Source organism: Trinickia sp. NRRL B-1857 (assembly GCF_050470685.1).
Lineage (GTDB): Bacteria > Pseudomonadota > Gammaproteobacteria > Burkholderiales > Burkholderiaceae > Trinickia.
Genome location: NZ_JBFLUK010000001.1, coordinates 1,219,561 through 1,244,537 on the forward strand (window position 1 = coordinate 1,219,561; position 24,977 = coordinate 1,244,537).

General features: G+C 60.4%; 18 protein-coding genes. 6 read left to right on the forward strand and 12 right to left on the reverse strand.

Annotation, left to right across the window (positions count from 1 at the left end):
• The first annotated feature begins 15 nt into the window (after positions 1 to 15).
• Positions 16 to 609 (forward strand): NADPH-dependent FMN reductase, encoded by a 594-nt coding sequence (gene ssuE / locus AB1286_RS05255; protein ID WP_430362276.1) that lies wholly within the window; start codon positions 16 to 18, stop codon positions 607 to 609.
• 68 nt (positions 610 to 677) lie between these two features.
• Here the strand turns inward: ssuE and AB1286_RS05260 are convergent, their stop codons facing one another.
• From AB1286_RS05260 to AB1286_RS05270, 3 genes are read right to left on the reverse strand one after another with little or no spacing between them, the layout of a single operon-like run.
• Positions 678 to 2,060, reverse strand: a complete 1,383-nt coding sequence (locus AB1286_RS05260) for an LLM class flavin-dependent oxidoreductase (protein WP_430362277.1) — start codon at positions 2,058 to 2,060, stop codon at positions 678 to 680.
• Complete coding sequence (locus AB1286_RS05265; RefSeq protein WP_430362278.1) at positions 2,060 to 3,313, reverse strand: SfnB family sulfur acquisition oxidoreductase; 1,254 nt, start codon at positions 3,311 to 3,313, stop codon at positions 2,060 to 2,062. Before AB1286_RS05265 ends, AB1286_RS05260 begins: the two co-directional genes overlap by 1 nt.
• A 2-nt stretch (positions 3,314 to 3,315) precedes the next feature.
• On the reverse strand, positions 3,316 to 4,566 hold the full coding sequence (locus AB1286_RS05270) for an SfnB family sulfur acquisition oxidoreductase (RefSeq protein WP_430362279.1): 1,251 nt from the start codon (positions 4,564 to 4,566) through the stop codon (positions 3,316 to 3,318).
• 260 nt (positions 4,567 to 4,826) lie between these two features.
• Here AB1286_RS05270 and AB1286_RS05275 point away from each other — a divergent pair, with 260 nt between their 5' ends.
• The 4 genes from AB1286_RS05275 to tauC are packed head-to-tail and all read left to right on the forward strand — an operon-like array spanning position 4,827 to position 8,368.
• The gene (locus AB1286_RS05275; RefSeq protein WP_430362280.1) at positions 4,827 to 5,645 is read left to right on the forward strand and encodes a MetQ/NlpA family lipoprotein; all 819 of its coding nucleotides are present in this window, start codon (positions 4,827 to 4,829) and stop codon (positions 5,643 to 5,645) included.
• A 59-nt stretch (positions 5,646 to 5,704) separates the two neighbouring features.
• Positions 5,705 to 6,694, forward strand: coding sequence for a taurine ABC transporter substrate-binding protein (gene tauA, locus AB1286_RS05280; RefSeq protein ID WP_430362281.1), 990 nt, complete (start codon positions 5,705 to 5,707; stop codon positions 6,692 to 6,694).
• Positions 6,695 to 6,716: 22 nt separating this feature from the next.
• A complete protein-coding gene (gene tauB / locus AB1286_RS05285) occupies positions 6,717 to 7,502 on the forward strand; it encodes a taurine ABC transporter ATP-binding subunit (protein WP_430362282.1) in 786 nt (261 codons plus the stop codon).
• Positions 7,499 to 8,368 (forward strand): taurine ABC transporter permease TauC, encoded by an 870-nt coding sequence (tauC, locus tag AB1286_RS05290; protein WP_430362283.1) that lies wholly within the window; start codon positions 7,499 to 7,501, stop codon positions 8,366 to 8,368. Before tauB ends, tauC begins: the two co-directional genes overlap by 4 nt.
• 132 nt (positions 8,369 to 8,500) lie before the next feature.
• On the opposite strand, the gene tnpC is transcribed toward tauC, so the two are convergent.
• The 8 genes from tnpC to AB1286_RS05330 all read right to left on the reverse strand — a co-directional run bounded on the left by tnpC (position 8,501) and on the right by AB1286_RS05330 (position 23,693).
• Complete coding sequence (tnpC, locus tag AB1286_RS05295; RefSeq protein WP_430361781.1) at positions 8,501 to 10,033, reverse strand: IS66 family transposase; 1,533 nt, start codon at positions 10,031 to 10,033, stop codon at positions 8,501 to 8,503.
• Positions 10,034 to 10,095: 62 nt separating this feature from the next.
• On the reverse strand, positions 10,096 to 10,431 hold the full coding sequence (gene tnpB, locus AB1286_RS05300) for an IS66 family insertion sequence element accessory protein TnpB (protein ID WP_430361780.1): 336 nt from the start codon (positions 10,429 to 10,431) through the stop codon (positions 10,096 to 10,098).
• Positions 10,428 to 10,820 (reverse strand): IS66-like element accessory protein TnpA, encoded by a 393-nt coding sequence (gene tnpA / locus AB1286_RS05305; protein WP_430361779.1) that lies wholly within the window; start codon positions 10,818 to 10,820, stop codon positions 10,428 to 10,430. Before tnpA ends, tnpB begins: the two co-directional genes overlap by 4 nt.
• 139 nt (positions 10,821 to 10,959) lie before the next feature.
• A complete protein-coding gene (locus tag AB1286_RS05310) occupies positions 10,960 to 11,223 on the reverse strand; it encodes a hypothetical protein (protein WP_430362284.1) in 264 nt (87 codons plus the stop codon).
• Between the two features lie 375 nt (positions 11,224 to 11,598).
• Positions 11,599 to 11,868 carry a hypothetical protein gene (locus AB1286_RS05315; RefSeq protein WP_430362285.1) on the reverse strand — a complete coding sequence of 90 codons (270 nt, stop codon included), beginning with the start codon at positions 11,866 to 11,868 and terminating at the stop codon, positions 11,599 to 11,601.
• Positions 11,865 to 20,813 carry a hemagglutinin repeat-containing protein gene (locus AB1286_RS05320; protein WP_430364991.1) on the reverse strand — a complete coding sequence of 2,983 codons (8,949 nt, stop codon included), beginning with the start codon at positions 20,811 to 20,813 and terminating at the stop codon, positions 11,865 to 11,867. Before AB1286_RS05320 ends, AB1286_RS05315 begins: the two co-directional genes overlap by 4 nt.
• A 217-nt stretch (positions 20,814 to 21,030) precedes the next feature.
• Complete coding sequence (locus AB1286_RS05325) at positions 21,031 to 21,909, reverse strand: hypothetical protein (RefSeq protein WP_430362286.1); 879 nt, start codon at positions 21,907 to 21,909, stop codon at positions 21,031 to 21,033.
• A gap of 80 nt (positions 21,910 to 21,989) precedes the next feature.
• Complete coding sequence (locus AB1286_RS05330) at positions 21,990 to 23,693, reverse strand: ShlB/FhaC/HecB family hemolysin secretion/activation protein (RefSeq protein ID WP_430362287.1); 1,704 nt, start codon at positions 23,691 to 23,693, stop codon at positions 21,990 to 21,992.
• A gap of 308 nt (positions 23,694 to 24,001) precedes the next feature.
• Between AB1286_RS05330 and AB1286_RS05335 the strand changes: the two genes are divergently transcribed.
• Positions 24,002 to 24,370, forward strand: a complete 369-nt coding sequence (locus AB1286_RS05335) for a nuclear transport factor 2 family protein (RefSeq protein ID WP_430362288.1) — start codon at positions 24,002 to 24,004, stop codon at positions 24,368 to 24,370.
• Positions 24,371 to 24,412: 42 nt separating this feature from the next.
• Here AB1286_RS05335 and AB1286_RS05340 read toward each other — a convergent pair whose 3' ends face one another.
• Positions 24,413 to 24,901 (reverse strand): Lrp/AsnC ligand binding domain-containing protein, encoded by a 489-nt coding sequence (locus AB1286_RS05340; protein ID WP_430362289.1) that lies wholly within the window; start codon positions 24,899 to 24,901, stop codon positions 24,413 to 24,415.
• Positions 24,902 to 24,977 lie beyond the last annotated feature (76 nt).

Below are 24,977 nucleotides of genomic sequence, written 5' to 3' on the forward strand. Positions count from 1 at the left end.
TTTCGAACGATTGATATGACGATTCTCGCCATCTCCGGTAGCCCTTCTCCCGATTCCCGAACGCAACTGGTCCTCTCTCATGTGCTCTCGCTTCTTGCACAACGAGGTCTTGCGACCGAGTTGCTTGCACTACCGACCCTCTCCGGCGAGGCGCTGATCCGTGCCGATACCACGGCGCCGTCGATCGAAGACGCGCTCTCCAAGGTCGCTCGCGCTCGCGTGGTCATCGTCGGCACACCGATTTATAAAGCCGCGTACACCGGGTTGCTCAAAGCGTTTCTCGACCTGTTGCCGCAAGACGGCTTCGACGGCAAAATCGCATTGCCCGTGGCCACGGGCGGAAGCCTCGCGCATTTGCTCGCGCTCGATTACGCGCTACGCCCGGTCCTCCAGGCACTCGGCACCGAAGCCGTTTTGCCTTCGGTCTTTGCGCTCGATCGGGAAGTCGTCCGTCGTCCGGAAGGCGGCGCCGTATTCGAGGAACCGCTGCGCGCCCGGCTGAGTGCATCCGCGGAGCGAATCGCCTCGTTCACCGAGCGCTTTTTTCCCGTCCCCTACCCTACCGCGAACGCGTTGCGCGACACGACGCCCACGACAATCGCCGCCTAAGCGCGATCATCGACGGGGCCTAAGACGGCCCTGTCGATGACGACCATCAAAGGAGCGCCCCGCCCGGCTCAAGGCAGATCGAGCGCATGTGCGTGACTATGACGAAACGTGGCCGCGGCATGCCGTTCGGGCAGCCGATCGCCTTCACCGAAGAGCTTGCGCCGCAGCGTGCCGGTTTCGTAGCGCGTCTTGTACAGTCCTCGCGATTGCAATTCGGGAACGACGAGATCGACGAAATCCTCGTAGCTTTCGGGTACAACCGTGCGCGCCAGATTGAAACCGTCGACGTCCGCCTCCTCGACCCACCGCTGCAACTCATGGGCGACCTGTGCCGGGTTGCCGACGATCGCCGGATAGCGGCCACCGAGTTCGAACATGTCGAGCAACTGCTTGCGCGTCCAACCGTGCTGCCCGGCCGTGCGCGATGCCGACTCGATCGCTTTCGTCGCCTTCGTGTAGTCGATCGTCTCGTCCAACCCATAGCGAGCGTAATCGACGCCCGTGCTCGCGGCGAAGTGCGCGAGCCCCGCTTCCCGATTGGCGTAGCGCAAGTAGTCGGCGTACTTCTCGCGTGCCTCGCGCTCGGTGCGCCCCGTCACCACGGCCGCACCGACGAATACCTTGACGTCGTCGGGCCGCCTGCCGGCGCGGGCCAACTGTTCGCGCAACGCTTTAACCGTCTCGCGCCCCACGTCTCGATTCGGCGGAGAAATGAATACGCACTCCGCGTGCCGAGCCGCGAAGCGCTGTCCACGCCCGGAGCTGCCGGCCTGAAACAGGACGGGCGTACGTTGCGGCGAAGGCTCGGCGAGGTGATAACCCTCCACGTTGTAATAGCGGCCCGCATGGCTAATCTTGTGCACGCGAGCCGGATCGGCGTAGACACGAGCCGCCTTGTCGCGCAAGACCGCATCGTCCTCCCAGCTGCCCTCCCAAAGCTTGTAGAGGACATCGAGGTATTCGTCTGCACGGTCGTAACGCTCATCGTGCGCCAACTGCTCGTCGTATCCCATGGCGCGCGCCGCGCTGTCCAAATATCCCGTAACGATGTTCCACCCGATCCGTCCGCGCGTCAGGTGATCGAGCGTGGAAAACCGGCGCGCAAGCAAGTACGGCGCCTCGTACGTGAGATTGACCGTCACGCCGAAGCCGAGATGGTCGGTCGCGGCGGCCATCGCCGGCACGAGCAACGTCGGGTCGTTCACCGGAAGCTGGATCGACTCGCGCAACGTCACGTCGACGTTGCCTTGATAGATATCGTAGACGCCGACGATATCCGCAAGAAAGAGCCCATCGAATAGGCCGCGTTCCAGCGTTCGAGCTAACTCGGTCCAATGCGAGAGCGACAGGTATTCGCTCGAACGATCGCGCGGATGCGTCCATAAGCCATGGTTGATGTGTCCCACGCAATTCATATCGAACGCGTTGAGCGCAATCTTTTTGCGTGCCATCAAATCGCCCCATGCCGCGGCGGCAGCGTGTCGTTCAGATGAAAATTGCCGATCGCGTGATATTTCCAGCGCACGGGATCGTGCAGCGTATGCGTACGCGCGTTGCGCCAAAACCGATCAAGACCGAGGTCGTCGAGCGTTGCCGCGGTACCCGCAAGTTCGAACAAGCGCGAACCCGCATCGAGCGAAACGACGGTCGTTGCCGCGCGCGCCTCCGCCACGGCGATCGACGCCTGCGCAACACTGCGCTCGCCGGGCGCCGCCTGTGCGGCATCGACGAATCGCCCGGCGCGACGTACCAGCACCTCAGCCGCACGCAACCGTGTAGCCAAATCGCCGATTTGCGCGATCGTCAGCGGATCGTCGGCCGCTCGCTGCACCCGAGCGTCGACCCACGGCCTTGCGTGATTGCGAACGAAATCGAGCGTCGCCGCAAAGGCGCCGCGTGCTTGACCTAGATCGATGGCCGCGTGCAGCAACTGCGCGAACGGACCGATCGTGGTCGGCCGATCGAAAGACGCTTGGAACGGCACCACCCACTCCGGACGCACACGTACGTGCTCAAAGCGCACCGACCCGCTGCCGGTGACGCGTTGACCGAAGCCGTCCCAGTCGTCGGTCACCGTGACGCCTTGCAGATCGTGCGGCACGAACGCCAAATACGCCACGTCGCGGCCGCCTTCGTCAGCCACCACATGCGTCGGAATCCACTGCGCGAACAGCGCGCCCGTGCAGTAGAACTTTTGGCCGTCGACGAACCAACCGTCCTCGGACCGCACGAGCCGCGTTCGACGCTTGAAGTCCTTGTGTCCGATCTCGGCCAACGCGTTACCGAAACGTGCGCCCGCGCGCACGAGCTCGTAGAAAAACGCCTGCTGTTCAGCGCTCGCGCCGACACGCAACACTTCGAGCGCATAGAAATGATTTTGGGGGATTTGCCCGAGCGAGCCGTCTGCTTCCGACACAAGCGCGATGACCTCGGCGAGCGTCCCACTTCTCACCGCCGGACCGCCATAGGCGCGCGGCACCGTGATGCCCCATAAGCCACTTGCGACAAACGCATCGAGCTCGTCCCAGGGCAGTTGACGCAGACGGTCGCGCTCGGCGGCACCCGGCGCGAAGCGAGCGGCGATGCCGCGGGCCACATCGAGCGCGTGCTCATCGTTCGTGATTTCATCGGGCAAAGCCCCGGGGGCGCGCTCGATCACCTCACCCAGAGCGAAGGGGTGTTCGTTCGACACAATCGATGTCATCTTCAATTCCATGCATGACGCGCCGGCAGTGCGCGATTGACGTGGTAGTTGCCGATCAAATGCTGTTTCCAGCGCACGGGATCGTGCAGCGTGTGCGTACGCGCATTGCGCCAATGACGATCGAGGTTGTGCGCCGCCCGCGTGGACGAAGAGCCGGCCCACTCGAATAGCTTTTCGCTCGCGTCGAGCGCCGCGCGTGTCGTCAGAATCTTCGCTTCGGCGACGGCGACCGACGCACGTGCCGCGGCATCGGCATCGATCGGGCGACCGCGCGTTGCATCGAGCACGCTCGCCGCCTCCAACAACACTTCGCGGGCAGCGTGAACGTCGATCACCAGGCGGCCCACGTCCGCAATCAAATGCGGGTCGTCGCTTGCGCGCTCGACGCCCGCGTCGACCCAAGGCCGGGCACGCTCACGGACGAAAGCGAGTGCATCGGCAAGCGCGGCTTGTGCAATCCCGAGATCGATGGCGGCCTGGATCAGCTGCGAGTTCGCGCCCGTGATTCCGGGTGCGTTCGCCAACGTCCAAACGGGCAAGACGTCGTCGGCATCGACAAGGACATCCTGGAACACGACCGTGCCGCTTGCCGTCGTTCGTTGGCCAAGCGCGTTCCAATCGTCGATCACGGCGAGCCCCGTTGCGTTGCGCGGTAACCATACCTGGACCGCACGGCCTTCTTCATCGAGCGCGCGGGTCGGTACGCGATGAGCGAACAGCGCCCCGGTGGAATAAAAGCGGCGCCCATCGAGACGCAGCCCCTGCGGCGTGTCGCGCAATCTCGTCGTGCCATCGAGAATCGTCGGCGCTTGCGCCGAACGGCGCTCCGGGCCGGCATTGCCGAACCGGTATCCGGCAAGCGCCTCGCCATAGAAACGGGCTTTCTGACTCGGAGAACCGATTTCGCGCAATATCCCAAGGACACCGAAATGATTTTGGGGAATTTGACCCAGCGACGGATCGGCCGCGCTGATGATGACGAATACATGCGCAAGCGTTGCGTAGGAGACGTCGGCTCCGCCGAACTCGCGCGGCACCGTGATCCCACCGAGTCCGCTCTCGGACCACAGGTCTAATTCATCCCACGGGAGCACGCGTTCGCGATCGCGCTGCGATGCGCCCGGCGCGAATCGATCGGCCAATGCGTGTGCGGCTTCGATCGCCTCGGCATCCGTGGAAAGACGCCGCACGCGCAGCGGGTCCGGTGCGCGCGGCCTCGAAGCGTTGTTGATTTCAGTCGTATGGGTCGGCATGAATAAGGACAAGAAAACGGAAAGGACTGGAGCGCATGCGCGTAGGCACGCAAAGCGATTGGCGCACCTCGTATACGCGGCGCCTGCCTTGAGATCGAATGAAACAGCGATATTGTCGAAAGCTTCGAAGGGAATGCGAACGAAGACTTTCGACTAAGCAAAGTCGTTACGTAGGGATTAGCTATCGAGATATTCGTATTTGCAGCGGGATTGCGCCGATGGTTAGCATGACCCTTCGACTCAATACCCGAGTAAGAATCATGAATAAAAGAACGACGCTACGTGTTATCGCCGCCCTGCTGCTCGCGGGTGGATCTTTCATCAAGCCGCTCGATTCGCTAGCCTCCGAGCACTCAGTACGCGTCGGCATCATGTCGGGCGAAGACGAGGACGTTTGGCGCGTCGTGGCGGACAATGCCGCGAAGCGCGGGCTATCCGTCAAGGTAACGACGTTCAACGACTACACGCAACCCAACGCAGCGCTGACCCAACACGACCTCGACGCCAATTCTTTCCAGCACAAGCCCTACCTCGACGCGCAAGTTGCCTCGCGAGGTTATGACATCGTCCCCGTGGGCTATACGTATGTTCAACCGATTGGACTGTATTCGCGCAAAGTCGGCGCTGTCGCGGCGCTGCCGGACGGCGCGAAGATCGGCGTACCGAACGACCCAAGCAACGAGGGCCGCTCGCTCCTGTTGCTGCAAGCGCTAGGCCTCATCAAGCTTAAAGCCGACACGGGGCTGTTACCCACGGTGGCCAGCATTGCGGAGAATCCGAAGCATATTCGGATCAAGGAACTGGATGCCGGCATTGTCGGCCGCGCAATCGGCGATCTCGATGCCGCAGTCGTCAACACCGACTGGGCCATCAAAGCCGGAATCAAAATTCCGCAGGAGCGCATCGCGCAAGAACAATTGCCCGGTAATCCGTATCGGAACTTCATTGCGGTCAACGCGAAAGACCGCGACGCGCCGTGGGTGAAAACGCTCGTTCAAAGTTATCAGCAGCCGAACGTCGCCAAGGCGATCTTGCAGGTCTATCACGGCGCGACGTTGCCCGCTTGGCAGCAGCCCTAATGCGTGATGCGCTCGATTGCGCACCGGCCGCCCCCTACTTTCGATCAGGATCCTGCACCATGAGATCGTTGCCGTTCATTCATCGATTCGCGTTCTTGACAATCTTTGCCGGCGCAGCGCTCAACGCCCGCGCCGCCGACTTCACGGTCGCCTACCAAACCTCGGTGTCGCCTGCCGTCGTCGCCCAAGCCGACGGAGCCTATGAAAAGGCGACACATAGCCAGATCGATTGGCGCAGGTTCGACGACGGAGCATCCGTCGTCGCCGCGCTCGCTTCGGGCAGCGTGCAGTTCGGCTATCTCGGCTCGAGCCCCGACGCCGCCGCAGCCAGCCGCAAATTGCCGATCGAAACATTTCTGATCGCCGCGCGACTCGTGAACAGCGAAGTGCTTGTTACGCGCAACGGCGCCGGCATACTCAGGCCGGCCGATCTCGTCGGCAAAAAAGTCGCGACGCCTTTCGTCTCCACGAGCCATTACTCGCTACTGGCCGCACTCGAACATTGGCACATCGATCCCAAGACAGTACAAATTCTCAACCTCAACCCGCCCGCGATCGGCGCCGCATGGCGCCGCGGCGACATCGACGCCGCGTACGTATGGGACCCCGCGCTCGGCGTCGCTAAGGAGACCGGCAGCGTGCTCGTGACATCGGGCGAGGTGGGACGATTCGGCGCGCCGACGTTCGATGTTTGGGTCGTACGCAAAGACTACGCCGAGGCTCACCCGGACGTCGTCAAAGCGTTCGCAAGAACGACGCTGCTTGCTTATGAAAACTATCGACACGATCCGCGAGCGTGGCTCGCCAATTCGGCTCACGTCGATGCCGTTGCACGTATCACCGGCGCCCGCCAATCGGACATCCCGGGGCTACTCGAAGGCAATGAGTTCCCCACCCTCGCGCAGCAGCAAAGCGCACTCGGCGCGCCGACCGTAAACGCACTCGCCAGCACGGCGCGCTTTCTGAAGGCGCAAGGCAAGATCGATGACGTGCTCGTCGACTATGCCCCGTATGTGAACGCCAGCTACTTGCCGGCATCGCTCCATTAAGCCAGACGGGAAAACGTCGACCATGGTCACACTCGTGCTCGATCGCGTCACGGCACAACACCCGGGCGCGCCCGACCCCGTGCTGCGCGATATCTCGCTGAGCCTATCGGACGACCAACTGCTCGTCGTCCTGGGCCCATCGGGCAGCGGTAAGACGACGCTGCTTAACCTGATCGCGGGCTTCGCCAAGCCCGCGAGTGGCTCCATTACGCTCGACGGCCGTGCGATTACGGCCCCCGGGGCAGAGCGCGGCGTCGTATTCCAGCACGACGTACTGCTCCCATGGCAGGACGTTCTGAGCAACGTCGCATTCGGCCTGCAACTGGCTGGGGTGCCCCGGGAAGAGCGGGAGCGGCAAGCAGCGCAGTGGCTGGGCCGCGTCGGCCTCGCCGGTTTCGGGCGCCGGCCCGTCTGGACATTGTCCGGCGGACAAAAGCAACGCGTCGGACTGGCACGGGCGCTTGCCACGGAGCCTAGATTGCTGCTACTTGACGAACCGTTCGGCGCACTGGATGCGTTCACTCGCGAGCAAATGCAAACGCTGCTGCTCACGCTTTGGCGCACGAGCCGCAAGCCCGCCCTGCTCATCACGCACGACATCGAAGAAGCGGTCTTTCTCGCGACAGACCTCGTGCTGCTTGCCGCTCATCCCGGGCGAATCCTCGAGCGACGCTCGTTGGACTTTGCACGACGTTATGCCGCTGGCGAGGATGCGCGCTCGATTAAATCCGATCCATCGTTCATCGCGATGCGCGAGCACATCCTCGAGCGCGTTTTCGCGGAACGGATAAGCGGGAGCCATGTATGAGTCGTACCTCGATCGATCCGCCGCACGTATTCGGCGATGGCAACACGCGTTTTAGCCGTGAGGGTGACGTATCCGAGCGGCCGCGTATCCGGCTCCGGGTGAGCGGCCTTCCAACGACGGCGATCAGCGCGGCCACCGTCGCCACACTTGTTTTGCTGTGGTGGCTGTCGACTCGTTTCGGATGGATCGCGCCGCTGTTTCTGCCGTCTCCGGCGCAGGTGTTGCATGCGCTCGTGGTCGTTAGTACGCACGGCTATATGGACGCCACGCTCGGGCAACATTTATGGGCGAGCCTCCAACGTATTCTTGCTGCGTTTGGCGGCGCGCTCGTGACCGCGATTCCATGCGGCGTTCTGATCGGTCGTAGCCGGATGGCACGTGGGGTGCTCGATCCGCTCATCGAGTTCTACCGTCCTATTCCGCCCCTCGCCTACCTGCCGCTGATCGTCATTTGGTTCGGCATCGGCGAATTCGCCAAAGCGCTTCTGATCTATCTGGCGATCTTCGCACCGATCGCCATCTCAACCGCGAACGGCGTGCGCAACGTCGATGTCGCGAAACTGCGGGCGGCGCAGGCACTTGGCGCTAGCGGTGCGCAATTGATTCGGCATGTGGTGTTGCCTCACGCGCTACCGGACGTTTTGTCGGGGACGCGGATCGGGTTGGGCGTGGGCTGGTCCACGCTCGTCGCGGCCGAATTGATCGCCGCTACACGTGGTCTCGGCTTCATGGTGCAATCGGCGTCGCAATATCTAGCGACCGATGTCGTGCTTGTCGGCATCCTCGTGATCGCGGTCATCGCGTTTGTGCTCGAACTAGGCTTGAGGGCGCTGCAACGACGTCTTGCGCCTTGGAGCGGGCGGTAGGTGTGATGGATGCCGGCAAGCGTGCGGCCCCCAAGCTTTGTATCTGTGCTCCAGCGCCATACTTCGATTCCTTCGTACTTCGAATAGCCGTAAGCACCCGGTGAAGGCATCCCGGGCGCAAAGCGCTGGCGATCAAGCTGCGGCAGGTACCCAACGATGCGGTAGAAGCGCGGCGATGTCGTCGGCTCGATGAGTGGGCAATCGATTGAGGACGTCTTTCAGATAGACGTAGGGATCGTGGCCGTTGAGCTGCGCGGATCGAATGAGGCTCATGATCGCCGCAGCGCGTTGTCCGGCGCGCAACGAACCGGCAAACAACCAGTTCGACCGACTGATGGCCCAAGGACGGATCTGGTTCTCGAGCCAGTTGTTATCAATGGGCACGTGCCCGTCGTCCAGATAACGCGTGAACGCCTCCCAACGCCTGAGGCTGTAGTCGAGTGCCCTGGCGATCGCCGATCCCTCAGAGACGAGTTTGCGTTGGGCGAGCATCCATTGATGTAACGCATCGGCGATCGGCCGAGCGCGTTCTTGGCGCACTTCACGTCTGTGATCGGGAGTGAGTTCTGCGACATCGCGCTCGACCGCGTAAAGTTCGCCGTAGTATTTCAGCGCCTGCTCGGCGATTGCACTCTTGTTGCTGGCGTGCAGCTCAAAGAATTTGCGTCTTGCATGGGCAACACATGCGATCTCGGTGATGCCCAACTCGAATCCGGCTTTGTAGCCGCTGTGATCGTCACATACAAGCTTGCCGCGCCAGTTGCCGAGGAACTTGCGAGCATGTTCGCCCGCGCGGCTATCGGCGAACTCGTAGACGACGGCGCGCACGTCGGTGAACTGCGTCGTGGCGTATGCCCATACATACGCGCGCTGTGTCTTTCCTTTGCCGGGAACGAGCATTTGCACCGGCGTCTCGTCGGCGTGCAGCACGTCGTGCTGGAGAAGCACCTCCCGAAGCGCGTCGACCAGCGGCTGCAATCGCACACCGCAAACGCCAACCCACTCGCCCAGCGTTGACTGGGGGATGGCAAGACCCGCGCGTTCAAAGATGCGTTCTTGACGGTACAACGGTAAGTGATCGCCGTACTTCGCGACCAACACCTGGGCGAGCAACCCGACGGTGGCAATGCCCTTGTCGATCACATGGGGCGCAACGGGTGCCTGAATCAGCGTCTCGCATGCCTTGCAGGCCCATTTACCGCGGATGTGACGTTCGACCGTGAACACGCCCGGCGTATAGTCCAGCTTCTCGCTGATGTCCTCGCCGATACGCACGCGCTGGCAACCGCAGGCGCACGTGATGTCGTCGGGTTCATGGTGGATGTCGGTGCGCGGCAAGCGTGCTGGCAACGGCGCACGCTTGGGCTGCTGGCGCTGCTTGTCCTCGGGCGGCTTCGACTTCAACTGCTCGAGCTCGATTTCCAGCGCGGCCAGGTCGGCGTCGATGGCTTCGTTCAGCAAGCTCATCTGCTCGACGTTCAGTTGCTCGCTGCGCTTGCCGAATTGCAGGCGCCTGAGCGTAGCAATCTCGTGCGTGAGCTGGTCGATGCGCGTCTGGCGGTAGCGCAGCTCCCGCTCGTTCTCGCCAACCTGAGCCATCAACTGCGCAGCCAGCGTGCGCAGTTCGTCGGGACTCATAGCGTCGAGATTGGCGGGTAGGTTCATGCGGGCAGTCTGCCAGAACCCACCGCGCCGCGGAAGCAAGCCAGTTTACGGCTTTAGGGACATTACACGACCGTGATCGCGTGATCGTGGGCAAGCGTGCGCCAGGGCAGCCCCATCACCAGCGCCTGCAATTGCTCGGAGTTGAGCGCGGTGGCGATCATCAGGTCCCCATTCGTCCAGATGAACCGCCCCTTGTTCAGACGCCGAGCGGCCAGCCAGATACCCAAGCCGTCATAGACGAGCACCTTCATGCGCGTCGAGTTCTTGTTGGCGAACAAGTACGCGTGATGCGGGCGTGCCGAGCCGAAGACCTTGACGACACGTGCGAGGATCGTCTCGGTGCCGGCGCGCATATCCAGCGGTTCGGTCGCCAGCCAAATCGCCTCGATGCGAATCACCGCAGCCAACCTTGCAACCACGCAGCGCAGTCGCTGGCGGCCGACAATGGCCAACGCACCGTGACCACCGTCGCTCCACGGCGCACTTCCACCTCGATTGCGCCCGGCGCCGGCGCAACGCTCGGCGGCGCCGCGAGTTGTAGCGGAACAAATTCCGCGGGTGACACATTAGTTGAATGACTGGCCTGTGTAGCCCCGTGCCGCTTGGCTTGCCGGGTGATCCATGTGCGAACCAAATTGGCATTGAGACGATAGTGCAGCGCCACCGCCGCGATTGACACGTGCGGCTGCATCGCCGCGCGCATCACTTCCGCCTTGAATTCTTTGCTATGCCGGCGGCGCCGCACCGGCTGCACTGCGACTTCGCGATTCGCTACGAGTTCTTCCATCGTGTACACCTGTCCATTAAAAGTTGTTAATGGACACGATGCTCGCGTCAGAACACTCGAGCTTCAAGGCGACTTTGCCGGGTGCTTACGAATAGCCAAGCCCAATATGCATCGAGTCCGGCATTGCTGGGCTCGATGTTCAAGGAAGCATAAAAACCCATTGCGATCTAAGCATGTTGAGCAACGCAGAAAACGCAAAGCTAAGAGCGACTAATAGTAAGAAACTGGCGGCCGGCTCTTTATATTGCGACCAAGCCGTCAACGCCACACCGAGAAGCAGCGTTGACTTTAACCAGTAAAAAAACTTCTCCCGCGTCGACCTCAAATCTCTGCGGCCAAACATTGACCACGTCATCGCAAGAGATGCAAGCGAGATAACGATCACTCCAGCGTCCAGAGTCATTGATCACCCCTCTTGAATTGATTAATCAAGTTCTGATAACCCCACCAAGGATTCGAGGTAGGATCGAAGAGAGGGTCAACTGAGCGGCCCAGGCCTATCGAATTCCCAAGCGGAACACCAGCCTGCTTTGCAGCGAAGGCCGGCGCAAGTTTCGTTCCCCCAAGAACTGCCTTTTCAAACCAGGCATTTGCTTCACCTACCCAAAGATGCAAATTCGCCCCGTATATCCCACCAATCGCACCACCGTATAGACCGCCGATGGCTCTCGGCAGAGCTAAGCGGCTTATCGGTTGCAAAGTTAAACAAGGCGCTGGTCCCAAGACCGGACTCAACTGCCTGTTAAACCGATCGATATTTCACAGCGCATACAAACGATTAGCCATCGGCCCTCCCACTGTCATCCGAGATCAGATAGCTGCGTCGGGCTTTCTGATAGCTGTCGTCGAATGGTCGAATGCCCAACATATGCGCATTGGTTGATAGTCCTCCCAAAGCCATGAAGGCGAACCCCAGTAGGAATGCCACGACCCTAATTGAGTTGGGAAACACATCGAATGCCAGACCACCAGTAGCGATCCCCGCGCCCCCAAGGAACATCGCGACTCTGAACCATTCGGAAAAATTTCCATTCTCAATCAATTTCATTCGTTTCTCCCTGTAGGGATAGCGACGGCGCGCCATCGCCCATTGATCCAGCTACGAATCCGCTCTGAGAACGGCATGGTCTTCGCGGACGCCACTGCTTCGTTGATAATCGGCGCAGCCAAAGGCACCCTGTCGGAAGCTACCTTCGCGCCCAAAGTCAGTGCCCCTCCGTAGGCGTATTCGCCCATATCGGGCCTCGCCACCTGCGCGATGGCATCGGCGGTCAAACCCATTACAGTCGCACCATACGACACCGCGGCAAGACCAGGCGCGTACGGTGAGGGAACGCTTGCTGCCGCAGCAGTTATCGAGCTCAATCGTCCAGCATTTTTCGAAACCATCGACATCGAGTCCGCCGTCGTGTTCCTCGCAAATTCAACATCGGCTTTGTTCAAGTCGATAAAAGGCCCGGTGAGCGCGAATCCCCAATCATTGTTTTTGGGACGATCGTACGTGTAAATGCTAGGCACTTGATCCGGCGAAGCCGAGTGATTGTTGGCCAAGATGAAGTTCTGCAACTCTGGATCCGCCTGGGCTGTAACCTGCGTCAAGATCGGCTTGCCGTCGACCGTCACTCCGCCAGAGATCCATTTTGCGCCAGCGTCAGTGGGAGCCTCGCCAATCAACGTAGTGGGAGCCCCTGATTCGTGCTCGCCGTTGACGGACACATTCATGATGCGCTGTTGATCTTCGATTCGATCCTGCGAGTATTTGGCACCGCTTTTCTCAGTCAACTGCTTTGCGAGCTTCTTCTCATCGTCACCCAACTGCCGATTAAACCGATCCGTCGCCGCCCCCATCAACGCTCCGGTCGATCCGCCTACCACCGCCGCAGCTCCGCCAGCCAACAAATTCGAAGCCACATTCCCGAGCAACTGATCGACGTCGTCATTACCCGTCGGCCCGGCTTCTCGAATCGAGCGCGCAACTTCCTTCAAATGAGGTGCGAGCTTCGCCGACAAACCCGCCCCTACCGCTCCGCCGACCGCCCCCGTCCCACCGCCCGTCAATCCCCCTGTCAGCGCACCACCCGCAAGGTGCAACGCCACACGGTAAGCACCGCCCTCTCCCCAGTTCTTCGCTTCTTGCGAATGGCTCTCCTTCAGCTTCGGATCAGCCTCTCGCTTAGCCGCGTCCAACGCACTCGCTCGCCTGGCGTCCGCATAAGCCCCGATCTGCTTGGCGACCGTTTCCGCCGACGCTTGCGCCGCACCAATCAAATCCGACTGAGTGCTCAGCACGTTCTGCAAATCAGGCAGCGCCTCAACCTCGCCATTCAGCCCCATCGCATCTCGATTCAGCAGCGCTATATCTTGTTTCTGCCTCGCCTCGTTCCCGATCGTGATCCTGCCACCACTAATCGCACTCCTCGTACTTGCTTGACTACCATGGCTTTCACTAACTCGAAGCGGCAGCCCGCCGCCCACATTTTTGCCCGTGCTCGCTCCATGGGTCGCGTAGTCGTTCCCGCCGTCTCCGACACCACCACCTGCGCCGACTCCGACGCTGCTTGCGTCATATCCCGAGCTGTTGTGGACATCCGCGAACGATAGCGTGCCGGTACTCAATCGGTTCTCTTCCGGCGCGGCGACGCTCGCGATGTACGCCCCCTTCAGGTCCGTATTGCCTTTCACCGTAATATCGAATCCGCGATCGCCTGCCTGAATACCGGACTGCTCGCTCACACCGGCGTAACTGCCGCTCGCACGGCCGTTCTGAATACTGAAGCTCGCGCTCCCGCCACCCTGACTGACGCTGAAACCACCACCGACACTTCGCTGCTGCGCGACGCTACGCACCGTGTCTTGTACCGACGCGATATTTAGATTCCCGCCAACGGCCGCGATGACCTTCCTCGCGCTAAGGTTCGCACCGACGATGTCAGTATCTCCACCGCTCACGATCGTCGCGGTGTTTCGCGCGGCAATTTGTGTATTGTTCTGCATCGTCGCATCGGAATTCGCGTACCCGTCGGCTCGGGACATAGCAGCCGATACGCCCCAGCCGTTCGTGCCGAACGATACGCCCACACTTGCGCTCTGCGACTCGTTTGTGCTGCGAACACGCTCGGTGTCGGTCGAGCTAACGAGATTGATCTTGTTGGACGCATTCAACAACACATCGTTGCCTGCAACCCTCGATCCTTCGATGGTTATGTTTCCTTGACCTGAATCCGTCTCGCCCGCCGCCACAAAAGCAACGCGACCTCCAGCCTTGATATGACTACCGTTGTGCTGCGTACTCTCGTGCGTGTATGTCGACTTGCTGCGGGACGAGCCAAAGCTCAGTTCGATCTTCCCTTCCGGCTTTCCACCCCCGGCAAGCGCACCTGTCATGCCCCCTGCCGCGCCCACCAGATCCGCCATGCCGCCCGCAGCCGCAATAGCGTGCAGCGCCGCAGCCCGGCCATCTTCGCTCTTACCCGCACCGTGCGCCTGCTGATTGACGTTCTGCATCGCGTCGGTCACCGTCGACTTGACCGCCAAGGTGAAACCCGAGCTTTTTACCTCATGGGTTTCGTGTCGATGCCGATCCGTTTTGGATGCATCGATCCTCACTTCCTTACCGACACCGGCCACATCTTGCTCGGCGACAACATCCGCCCCCGTCACGTGAAGCTTATTGCCCGCGTGCAGCGAAACACTTCCCTCGATACTACCGATCAAGCTCCCGCGCGAGCCTTTCTCCTTTTCGAGGCTCGTATCGATGGTTTGATTCGTACCGTAGGAAATTCCCGGGCCCGCCGTGCCGAGCCCAGACTTTTTCACATCCCTGAAGTGGTACTCGCTCGAGGCTGTTTCCGCCGTCGTGATCGTCAGGTCCTGCCCAGCTTCCAACAAGACATCGCCCGTCCCTGCGATCGTCGCTGCTCTTGCGATGAAATTATTCCCGGCGGCCACAGCAACCGTGTTACCCGACAAAATGGTCCCGATCGCGTCCGTATAGCTGCTGGCGTCTATCGTGTGTGTCGACTTCGACGACAATATCCCGCTTTCCTTCCTCGAATGTTCGTCGTACGCACTCGCACTGCGTTCGCCGGCGTGCAAGTTGATGTCTCGCCCCGCGACGGCACTGACGTTTCCCTGCGCACTGACGCTCGCCGCGGTCGCAGCGAAATCCCGACCAGCCACGATGCCGACGTCTCCCCCGGAATCGATCGCTGTACCGACCTCGATCGACCGGCTATGTTCCGCTCGATTCTTCTCGTCCCACCGCACGTGGTCGTCATGGCTTGCTCGCAGGGCTAACAGCGTCACGTCACGTTGTGCCGTCAGTGAAACGTCGCCCGACGAAACCACTTGTGCCGCATTCAGATTAAGATCGCGCCCCGCCCGCACCGACAATGTCCCAGCATTGATATGCGATAGTCGATCGATTTCGTTTGCCGATCCGTTTGCCGTGGTCGCCGATTGCATCGTGCCGGCGAGGCTCACGTCGCGCCCAGCTGACAAATCGATGTTATTTCCCTGGACCGTTCCGCCTCGGTTAGTCAGGTCTCGCTTCGCCTCGACCTGCACGGTCCGCCCCGCCACGGCCCCAACGTTCGTGATCGAATCAGCCGTAATGACTGTGATCGTCCGACTCAAGATCGTGCCCGAGTTGACAAGCGCCGTTTGGTTGTTCAAAGCGACGCTCTCTCCCGCGACGATCGCCCCCGTACCGGTCACGTCCGCTGCATTCGCCCGGAAATAGACCTGCGGCACCAGAACGGTTTGTAAAGATCCATCGGGCAATTCGACGGAGCGATTGACGAGCCATACGATGTCTTCAGTCAGCGCGGCCATCTGAGCATCGGTCAAAGCGGTACCCACGTTCATCCCGAATCGCTGGGCCGCCCTCACTCCGTTGGCCATGAGCGCCTGATAGGCCGCCTGATTGTCGGTGTAATTGCCTATGAATCGTTGTCCCGTCGCTTGAACGATCTGCTGCTGAACCAATTGCTGTTCGTAGAAACCGTCACCCAAGCGTTTTTGCACCGTACTGGGATCGACAGTGAGCGCCGCGATCATTTTCTCGCTCGATAACCACCCCTTGTTGTTAGTAAAGCGCGAATCCGTTTCGATCAAATGCCGACTGCCCGGATCCGATACGACCTGATACAAGGCGTTGCTTGGCAGCTTGACGTTTGGCTCCACGGTGCGAATTTCGATCGGCCCAAGTTTGACGTGTGCGATAGCGGTGGACGATCTCTTCGGTTCGAGCAAAGCGCCCCCGTCGATCGATCCGCTTACGCCAAGCCGCTCGAGGCTTCCCACAGATCGCGCGTCGGCGCCGCTCCCTTGAACATCGGACAAGCCAACCGTGATCGTGGTATCGGCCGCAATACGTTTGACAGGGTCTCGATTCGTCGGTGTAACCGCCGTAATAGGCAAATCGATTTCCTTCGGCGGGAGCGGCGCCGCGTAGTACTGAGACGAATGTTTGCGTTCATCGCCACGAAATGCACCGCCCGATTCGACCCACGTGCCGATGGCCGTCCCCACTCCCTCAAAGGTTTCCAAACCCTTGGGCTGACTATTGTCTTGAATCGCCTCTTTCAGATAGGCGTGACCGCCGGCCAATAACTGACTCTTATCATTGACACCGGAGCGCGCGGAAATTGTCATCCCGCCTCCGGACATGATCGTGCCCGGCTGCGTGGCGGTTACGATGTCTTTCGTGGATTTCACGTCGAGGTCGTAGATCGTCCAAGTCGGAATAGTGCGGCTCGCCACATCCCGGTTGTAGTCAGCTACCGCGCGGCCCAATGCGCCATACGACCGTGTCAGACTCTCGTACCATTGCCTGAACGAGGCGCAGCTATCGGCCACAGCCGTTAGACAAGTTTGCCTCTCCGGCAACAGCGAACCGCCCCTCTGAGATTGCACGATCGGTACGTCCAACGTGTACCACTCCGGCCCTAAGCGCCGATGCTGGAGCCAAGAATGCACGGAGAAATCGCCGGTTTTGATATACGAAGTATTAGGCGGAGAAGGTGGCGGCTCGATGCCGAATTTTGCCCACATCTCCGCAGGCACCGACCGAAACAAACCAGCCGGTTCCGACTCGCTCGCAGTGGCACTGAACCGATCGACAGGCGCCGGTAGACTCGGGTAGTAGACGTTATCGATCTTTCCGGCCACGCCGTTTATCGTGTAACGAGCAAACTCATCCGACGGGTATCGGCCGGACGGAAGAAGCAAGAATTTTTGGTCGTCGTCTAACGCCCATCGGTAGTCCGCGCCAGGCTTCGCTTCCTGAGTGTTGGGCTGATAGAAGTGCACGCTCGAAGGATCGATCCGCTCCGTCGAGCCGGCGATCGTATACCAAAGCTGTTTGCCCGCATCCGTCGTTATCCGTTCGGTCTGAAAGTTCGCATTGAGATTCTCGAACCGGTTCGCGGCAATTTCTACGCGACCGCCCGCATCGATCACAGCACCCTTGTTCGTGAAGCGATCCGACCACGTGTCGGAGACTCCGCCGTTCTCATCGAGGCTTGCAGCCGATCGCATATCGTTCGATGCATAGATCAAGCTGCCACCAAGATTTTCGATAAGTTTGGCTCCGATATCGATGTTTCCGCGAGACGCAATCGCAGCGGCCGTGCCGTTTCGGTCTACATCGTTACGTACCGTCCGTGCGCCGATCGAGACCGAATCGCCGTAGAGCCGACCTCGGTTCGCCACCGTATCGATCGCATCGACACGCGTGCGGCCACCGTCGATCAGGCCTTCGTTCGTCAGCGACTGCGAGGCACGAACAGTGGTCCGAAGATCACCCGCGATTTCTCCACCCACTTGATTGTCGATATTCTGACCGGATACGCCAACGACACCCCGAGCAGTCAAGGCTCCTCCGTTGGTCACATTATCGGCTCCGACATTCAGATCGCCGCCCGCGAGGATCCGCCCGAAGTTCGTCAGCTGGCCAGCCACCTCGATGCCTACATCGCCGCGCGATTCGATGCGACCATCGTTCATCAGCGCGATGGACGATAGCTCGATGGCCTCACCACCGTTGATCTCACCGACTGTGTTTGTGACCGTCCCGCTGGCTATGGCCGTAACTCGACCCGACGAACCGATCTCGCCCCCTGAGTTTTCGATAGTTTTGGCACGCACCTTCGTCGTTTCACCCGAACGGATGGCACCCGCAACGTTGTCGATGTCGCCGCTTGCCGTCAGTGACACCGTCGCACCCTCGATGCCGGCCTGCAACGGCTCAAGCATCGATGCCGGCGATAGCCTTGTCGCCCTCGTCTGCGCGTTCACGATTGCGTCGCCCGTCACCGTCAATGCCTGTCCGGCATGGACGGCACCGCCCGTGTTGTCGACTCTTGCACCATCGATCGCCACATCGGCATCGCCGCCGATTTGACCGGCGACGTTCGATATCTCGCCCGCGCTTTCCATGCGGAGCTGGCCCAGCGACAAGATCGCGCCGCGATCGTTCGATATCGACTCCCCCGTCAAATACGCCGCATCCGACGATGAAATCAAGCCGCCGTCATTTTTCAGGACACCGGTGGCGAGCGTCGCCCCCTGGACAATCACTCGCCCGCCACCAGCGGCTCCTTCGGAGGTACTGTTATCGAATACGGCGGCGCGTGTATCGAGTTTGGCCGAGCCGCGTACATGAATGAGCCCCGAGCGATTGTCCCATCGACCCGATTCGCTCTCTAGCTGACCAAGTGCGGCAATCACACCCAGCGCGTTGACAACAGTTTCGTCACCCGTCTTCAGAGTAACGTCCGCGCCCGATACGGTTCCCGCGGTGTTGTCTAAGCCCGCGCTGATCAGCTCGACATCACCGCCTCCCCAGATTTTTCCCTGTATGTTTCCGATCGCCTCTGCCGACGTCGCGGTCAACGCTGCGCCCGCAACGAGCGCCCCGTTTCCATTGGACACACTGTCTTTAGCGCGCACGATCAAGTCGGCGACCGATCCGATTTCCCCGGACTCGTTATTCAAGGACTCAACATCTAACTCCACTTGACGGCCATGCATCGTACCGTCGCGATTGTCTAGCCTAGCGGCTTTGACCGATAGATCGCCGGCCGAAGCGACAAACCCTCTTGCCATGCTCGCATCGTCTTCGAAGCGAAGCACCGCCGCTCCGGATATCGCTACGATGTGCCCTGCCACGTTGCTCGCAAGGGAGCGCGCCGCGACGTCGAGGGCATCGCCCGAGACGACCCGACCGTGATCGTTCGATAACGTTCCCTCGTCGACCACCACCTTCAGCCGCTGTCCTGACAGTATCGTCCCGCGATCGTTGTTAGTATCGAAGTCAATGCGAACGTCAGCGTCGCCCCGAGCTGTACCAATCTCGCCGTGACGATTGCTCGCTAATCGACCGGCGTCTAACGATAATCCATCCGCCCCAATGATGCGGCCGCGGTCGTTGAACAAACCGGCCCGCGCGGACAGGTGAAGCACATCCACTGTTGTTCCGATGTTTCCGTCGGTATTCACTAGGGTCGCCGAACGGATCTTCGCCCCGTGCCGACCTGCTAGCATCCCCCCGGTGTTATCAACGTCGCCCACGTTCACCGTCAGCATGTCGCCGGCGACCATTCCGTCCCGGTTCGACACCCGTCTAGCCTCGATGTCCGCCTCGCCAGCGACGAGGAGCATGCCGCCATCGTTGATCAGGGCACCGTTGGATTTCAGCGTCGCATTAAGCGCATGGGCCGTTGCATCCCGCATCGTCAATGCCTCGGCACCATTCACATTTAGTGCGCTCCCCGCAGATACGGTTCCAGTATCGAGAGACACAAACGCACCAGTCACGTTGACGTTGTCACCGGCCGCGAGCAAGCCCTCGCTCGATAGCGTCCCGCCGGTGAGAGAGATGCTACCCGGTCCGGAAAGTACGCTGCTAGCATCTATGCCAGCGAGAATGTCCCCACCGTTTCTGACCTCGTCGGCCACAATATCGACATTGAATTGCGCCGCGACGACGCCTTCGTTCCGGAAGGTTGCAGCCGTATCAAGGTGAACGGTCTCGCTGCTTACGATCGCCCCGCGGTTCGTCAGATTCGGGGTTTCGATACGCGTGTTCCGGGCCGCCTGTGTACGCCCAACGGCTTCGATCGTGACATCTCCTTTGGACGAGACTTCGATATCGCCACTCAGCGAGTCGATAACGCCGGAGCTGCGTACGCCAACGCCCGCCTCGGTGCCGATCAGACGCACACTGTTGGCGTACATTCCACCCAGTGCCAGTACATCGATCGCGACACTCGGCGTCTCTCCCTCGCCGGGTTGAACGGTCGCCGCGCCATTAGCGTAGGCGACTTCATTAGCGCCTGCCGTCGCGCGAATGGTGTCTGCCCAAATTTGTCCATTGATCCGCATCGCTCGCGCGATCAGATCGATTGCGCTGCCCCGAGCGTCCAGTCCCGAGCCATCGATCGCAAGTCGCCCCTTAACGACATCGAACCCGGCAAGCGATCCGTCCGCATTGAAAGAAGGCCGCCCAGTCGTCAGCGATATGCGTGGAATATTGATGAACCCACAGCCCGCGCAGGTTATCCCCGCGGGGTTGGCGACGATCAAGTTGGCGCGATGACCGGCAATCTCGGTCATCCCCAACAAGCGCGTCGGATTACCCGTCGTCACTTGGTTGATGATCAAGCGGGCAGGCGCATTGCCCATCAACGGATTGCCTGGCACCCAACCGGCGATCTGGGTCTGCGTGCTTCGCGGCGTGTTGACAATGACCGCACCTTGAGTCCCGACGTTATAGTGCGCGAAGTTGTTCAGCGATACGCCGGCTTGGTTGGGTGCCACGATATTGACCAACGGCACGCCGGAGGCGGAGACGCCTACCACGGGATGAATCGAGCCGCTACGATCGGGAATCATCGGTAACGTCGCTTGCGCCTCGGCAGCGATCGGCATCATCGCGAACGCGCATAACGCAGCGAATGCAACTACACGAACGACGAACCACAGATGCATGGCTCGGTCGCTCGACGCAGACAGATCGACGTTGCGCGTACGTGAGCGAGTCGCAACTGGACGCACCCGTAGATGCTCGCCCACCGGCACCCATATCCCGAGCGTAGATTTGAACACCAATCGATAGATTCCGGAATTCACGGTACGCCTTTATCGTCAGGCAACGAATCGGAGTGGGCGGCGCATGGACATTACCCTTGCGCCCCTTGAGCGCGTATTAAAGGCAACTCAATACGGCCATGCCGTTGATCAAGCCCACGGTAGGCGCATGCACACCGTATGAGACGACGAGATAAGGTTTGGATGCGTCGGGGCCCAGGAACGTGGTGTACAGCGACGAGCGAGATGCTCGCGATGTGTACATAGAGCCCAACGGGGTGACCGTACTGAACGTTTGATCGAGATCGCCGCCGATTGAATACTGCAACGTCAAAGCCCCTCGGTTTTCGATGAGCCCCACCGAATTGCGCATGCCGGCTACGATCGCCGTCGCGCCCTTCAGGACGCCGGGCGCGGTGTTTCCATCGCTTGCTGTCGGACGGGTCGCGGCCACCAACGTGCAATTCGTTCCCGTCAGTGGAAGTTTGACGTCGACTGGTGCACCGACGGCCCATGTTCGGCCTTGATTGATGTTGTACGTATGTCCCGACGAATCGCTGCCAGCCGTCCAACGGCCAATGGCGAATTGACCATTCCCGGCGATGTCGGTCACGGTCCCAGTCGATAAACTGAGATCCTGCGCGCCCCAAGGCAGCTTCGTGTACACGCCCGGCGCATATTCTTTCAACGCGGAAGGAGAATACCCGCGACCGGTAAGCCGGACGGTACCCGGCGGAAATGCACCGTCGGCTCCCCAAGTAACCGGTGGTGTGACCACATTGAGGGTCTTCAAATCGCTCGATAGTGAAGTTGACGTTCCTTCGACCTTGATCGCCGCTGAGTTCGAACCACTGGCCGCTTCCACCTTCATCGAGGCGTCGGCCGCGTCTGCGCCGCCTTTCCCGCCACCGCCACATGCACTCAAGGCGAGTGCAGCCAACATGGCTCCCACCGCCGACGTCTTCCCATATCCACGTTGTTGTATCCAGTTTTCCATACTTCACTTTCGCCGTAGTCGAGTTGTCACTCATTAAAAATGGCGCGGAGTGCCGCGCCGCTTAGGTACACCTATTGATGTCAAAACAATGCGCCGATCTGAAATAGGAATGTCGGGGACCCGCTGATTCCGGCCGGCCTCGATAAGGGCCACCCCACTGAAAGGTCGTAAATGAAGGCCGCGCCCAGAGGATTTTTCGGTGCAACTTGTCCTCGTGCGCCAAGTACGGCGCCCATCAAGGTTTGACCGGTCAAAAAATCGGCGGCACGGCCTCTCACTCGCCCAAGATCGACGCCGGCGTAAATGGATTGCGTTCCAATAGCCGCCGGCAGATACCAGTCCAGTTCGTTTGAAATCGACCACCCACTCTCTGCGGCTAGCGTCATCTGCTGATTGAAGCCACGTACGGAATAGCGTGTGCCGATCGTGAAATAGTCAGCCGGCGAAAGCGGCGTACGCGCGTTTTGGGTATTCCAGTCAAACCGATAGGAAAGCGATTGGTTACTCACTTCGAATGGAAGCTGGACGCCGACGCTCGCCAAACCGATTTCCGTTTTGCCATCGAAATCGGGCTCGTCGAGGACCATGCCGGGTCTATTCGATAACCCGGGAAGCGATGCTCGCCATGCAATTGCTGCGTCCATGACGACGCGGCCAACGTATTGACGGTGCGATAGCCCGAGCTCGTAGCCCATGACGTCGCGCGTTTGGGCAGGGAGCTCGACACCGTCGTATGTATTGCGGTTAATTCGACGATATACGTCGCCGTGCAATTCCGTGCGCGCACTCGCATTTCGGAAAATCACACCAGATAGCCCAGCCTGCAATTGAGACTGCACACCGTTGTATTGGACGGGCCCGTCAAACGCTGGAACCGTTTGTTTGTATCGCGATCGGCTTGCACCTACAGAAAACATCGCATAGCCGATCGGCACGCTGTAGTTCGCGGCAATCGACCGGGTTCCCTCGCCCGGCGCACCGAAGTTCGCGTTCGTCGCGCCGGCGATCTGCAATTGATCAAATAGATACAAGGGCGAATCGTAGGTCAGCGATCCTGATAGCCCCGTTTTTCCAGTCGAGTTCAAACCCGCGTTATCGATGCCCAACACCATATGCCACTGCTTTCCCGCTCCCGGATGCAAAACGAGTTCGGATTCGCCCTCGCGCGCGCCCGGTGCGATGTCGAATGTCGCATCCGACTGAGACCGCAGCCGGCGTAGATTCTCGAGCGCTTGGTCGATGTCGCGCTGGTTCAGCAACTTACCGGGTACGGTTGGCAATGCCGTACGCAACCAACCGATTGCAGCCCCATCGGTTCTGATTTCGGCCAAGCGCCCAGGTACGACCGCGAGCATCAACGTTCCGGATTGCAACGACTGAGTCGGTACGAGAACGCGCGAAGTCAAATAGCCGCGGTCTATCAATGCATTGTTGGCGGCATCCTGGATCTGCTTCAACGCGATCTTGCCGATGCACTGACCGACAACTGGCTGCACGAAGCGCGCGAGCCATTCGAATGTGCTGTCGTCGAGTACGAGTCGCTCGATCTCGAAACACGGACTGTCGACGGCAAGGCTTGCGATGCTGATCGTCGCGGCGCTTTCGCCGGCCGGCGACATGACAATCGGGCGGGGGTTCAACTCCCTCGCCGCCTCGAGTTGCTGTTGCTGGAGCCGTTGAATTTGGGCTCCAGGGGGGATCTCGGACGATGGCGCATCTTGCGCAAACGCCGGCATGCTTAGCAATGCCGCAGCCCACGCGAACGCTACATCTCGAATTCGCATCCATCTCGTCATCAAGCGCACACGCGACCGCCACTCACCAAAACCGCGAATCTACATTCGCGGCGTTGGCGACCGTCGAGGCGGCGCCACAATTCAGACCTAGAGAAACGCGAACGCCGAGCGCCATCGCTGAACGCGCACTAAAGCAAGCAGATCCATTACCTCACGCGTAATCGACGCGCCTCGCGCGATATCCGATGCTTCGTCTCAGGCGCTCGCCGGCCCAAGCTAGTACGCCAAGCCTGTGAACGCGCCGGAAGACATACGGCCTACACCGTCAGCCCAGCCACCTCGTTTTGGAGAAAACCATGACTGCCCACCTCGATCTAGTGGACCGCTATTTCGCTGCTTGGAACGAAACGGATGCCTTGCGCCGCCGCGAGTTGATCGCGCGGACCTGGGCTCACGATGCCTCCTACGTCGACCCGCTGCTCGCGGGCAAGGGACACGACGGTATCGACGCGATGATCGCGGCCGTCCACGAGCGCTTTCCGGGGCATGAATTTCGGCTTAGCACCAAGGTGGACGGATTCGGCCAGTACGTGCGGTTTTCCTGGCACCTCGTCGCGCCGGGCGGCGATGCGATCGTGAAGGGCTCGGACTTCGGCGTGGTCGATGCGCAAGGAAGATTCGAAAGCGTCACCGGGTTCCTCGACGCGGTACCCGAAACCGCTTAGCGCATTCGATGCCGACAGCGGGGCGATCGCCCCGCCTCGGCGTCAATCGCCGACCGAGATATTGAGCGTCTCTTTGATTTCTTCCATGACGACGTAGCTTTTCGACTGCACGGCGCCCGGCAACTGCAACAAGATGTCGCCGAGCAGCTTGCGGTAATCGGCCATCTCGCCGATGCGCGCCTTGATCAGATAGTCGAATTCGCCCGATACCAAATGGCATTCGAGCACCTCGGGGATCTTGTTCACCTCGCGCCGGAACTGATCGAACATGTTCCCGCTCTTGTTGCCGAGCGTGATCTCGACGAACACGAGCAGCGCCGCGCCGAGTTGGGCCGGGTCCACGCGGGCGTAGTAGCCCGTGATCACATGGTCGCGCTCCATACGCTTCACCCGCTCGATGCACGGCGTGACGGTCAAGCCGACGCGCTCCGCGAGATCCTTCATCGCGATGCGCCCGTCTTCCTGCAACACCTTCAGAATCTTGCGATCGAGCTTATCGAGCTTACGGATCGGCTGACGTTCCGTTCTCATGATGTTTCCACCAAAAACTCAAAAATTACAGAAACAAAAACTGCTTTTGTCGCAATAGTATAGCGCCATAAACTGG

What these genes read in the sequence shown, in the direction of transcription:
- AB1286_RS05315 (WP_430362285.1), bottom strand. Translation starts at nt 11,868, where the DNA reads ATGAAATTGATTGAGAATGGAAATTTTTCCGAATGGTTCAGAGTCGCG.
- AB1286_RS05325 (WP_430362286.1), bottom strand. Translation starts at nt 21,909, where the DNA reads ATGGAAAACTGGATACAACAACGTGGATATGGGAAGACGTCGGCGGTG.
- ssuE (WP_430362276.1), top strand. Translation starts at nt 16, where the DNA reads ATGACGATTCTCGCCATCTCCGGTAGCCCTTCTCCCGATTCCCGAACG.
- AB1286_RS05330 (WP_430362287.1), bottom strand. Translation starts at nt 23,693, where the DNA reads ATGCGAATTCGAGATGTAGCGTTCGCGTGGGCTGCGGCATTGCTAAGC.
- tauC (WP_430362283.1), top strand. Translation starts at nt 7,499, where the DNA reads ATGAGTCGTACCTCGATCGATCCGCCGCACGTATTCGGCGATGGCAAC.
- tauB (WP_430362282.1), top strand. Translation starts at nt 6,717, where the DNA reads ATGGTCACACTCGTGCTCGATCGCGTCACGGCACAACACCCGGGCGCG.
- AB1286_RS05265 (WP_430362278.1), bottom strand. Translation starts at nt 3,313, where the DNA reads ATGACATCGATTGTGTCGAACGAACACCCCTTCGCTCTGGGTGAGGTG.
- AB1286_RS05340 (WP_430362289.1), bottom strand. Translation starts at nt 24,901, where the DNA reads ATGAGAACGGAACGTCAGCCGATCCGTAAGCTCGATAAGCTCGATCGC.
- AB1286_RS05335 (WP_430362288.1), top strand. Translation starts at nt 24,002, where the DNA reads ATGACTGCCCACCTCGATCTAGTGGACCGCTATTTCGCTGCTTGGAAC.
- tauA (WP_430362281.1), top strand. Translation starts at nt 5,705, where the DNA reads ATGAGATCGTTGCCGTTCATTCATCGATTCGCGTTCTTGACAATCTTT.
- AB1286_RS05320 (WP_430364991.1), bottom strand. Translation starts at nt 20,813, where the DNA reads ATGCATCTGTGGTTCGTCGTTCGTGTAGTTGCATTCGCTGCGTTATGC.
- AB1286_RS05275 (WP_430362280.1), top strand. Translation starts at nt 4,827, where the DNA reads ATGAATAAAAGAACGACGCTACGTGTTATCGCCGCCCTGCTGCTCGCG.
- AB1286_RS05260 (WP_430362277.1), bottom strand. Translation starts at nt 2,060, where the DNA reads ATGGCACGCAAAAAGATTGCGCTCAACGCGTTCGATATGAATTGCGTG.
- tnpA (WP_430361779.1), bottom strand. Translation starts at nt 10,820, where the DNA reads ATGGAAGAACTCGTAGCGAATCGCGAAGTCGCAGTGCAGCCGGTGCGG.
- AB1286_RS05270 (WP_430362279.1), bottom strand. Translation starts at nt 4,566, where the DNA reads ATGCCGACCCATACGACTGAAATCAACAACGCTTCGAGGCCGCGCGCA.
- tnpC (WP_430361781.1), bottom strand. Translation starts at nt 10,033, where the DNA reads ATGAACCTACCCGCCAATCTCGACGCTATGAGTCCCGACGAACTGCGC.
- AB1286_RS05310 (WP_430362284.1), bottom strand. Translation starts at nt 11,223, where the DNA reads ATGACTCTGGACGCTGGAGTGATCGTTATCTCGCTTGCATCTCTTGCG.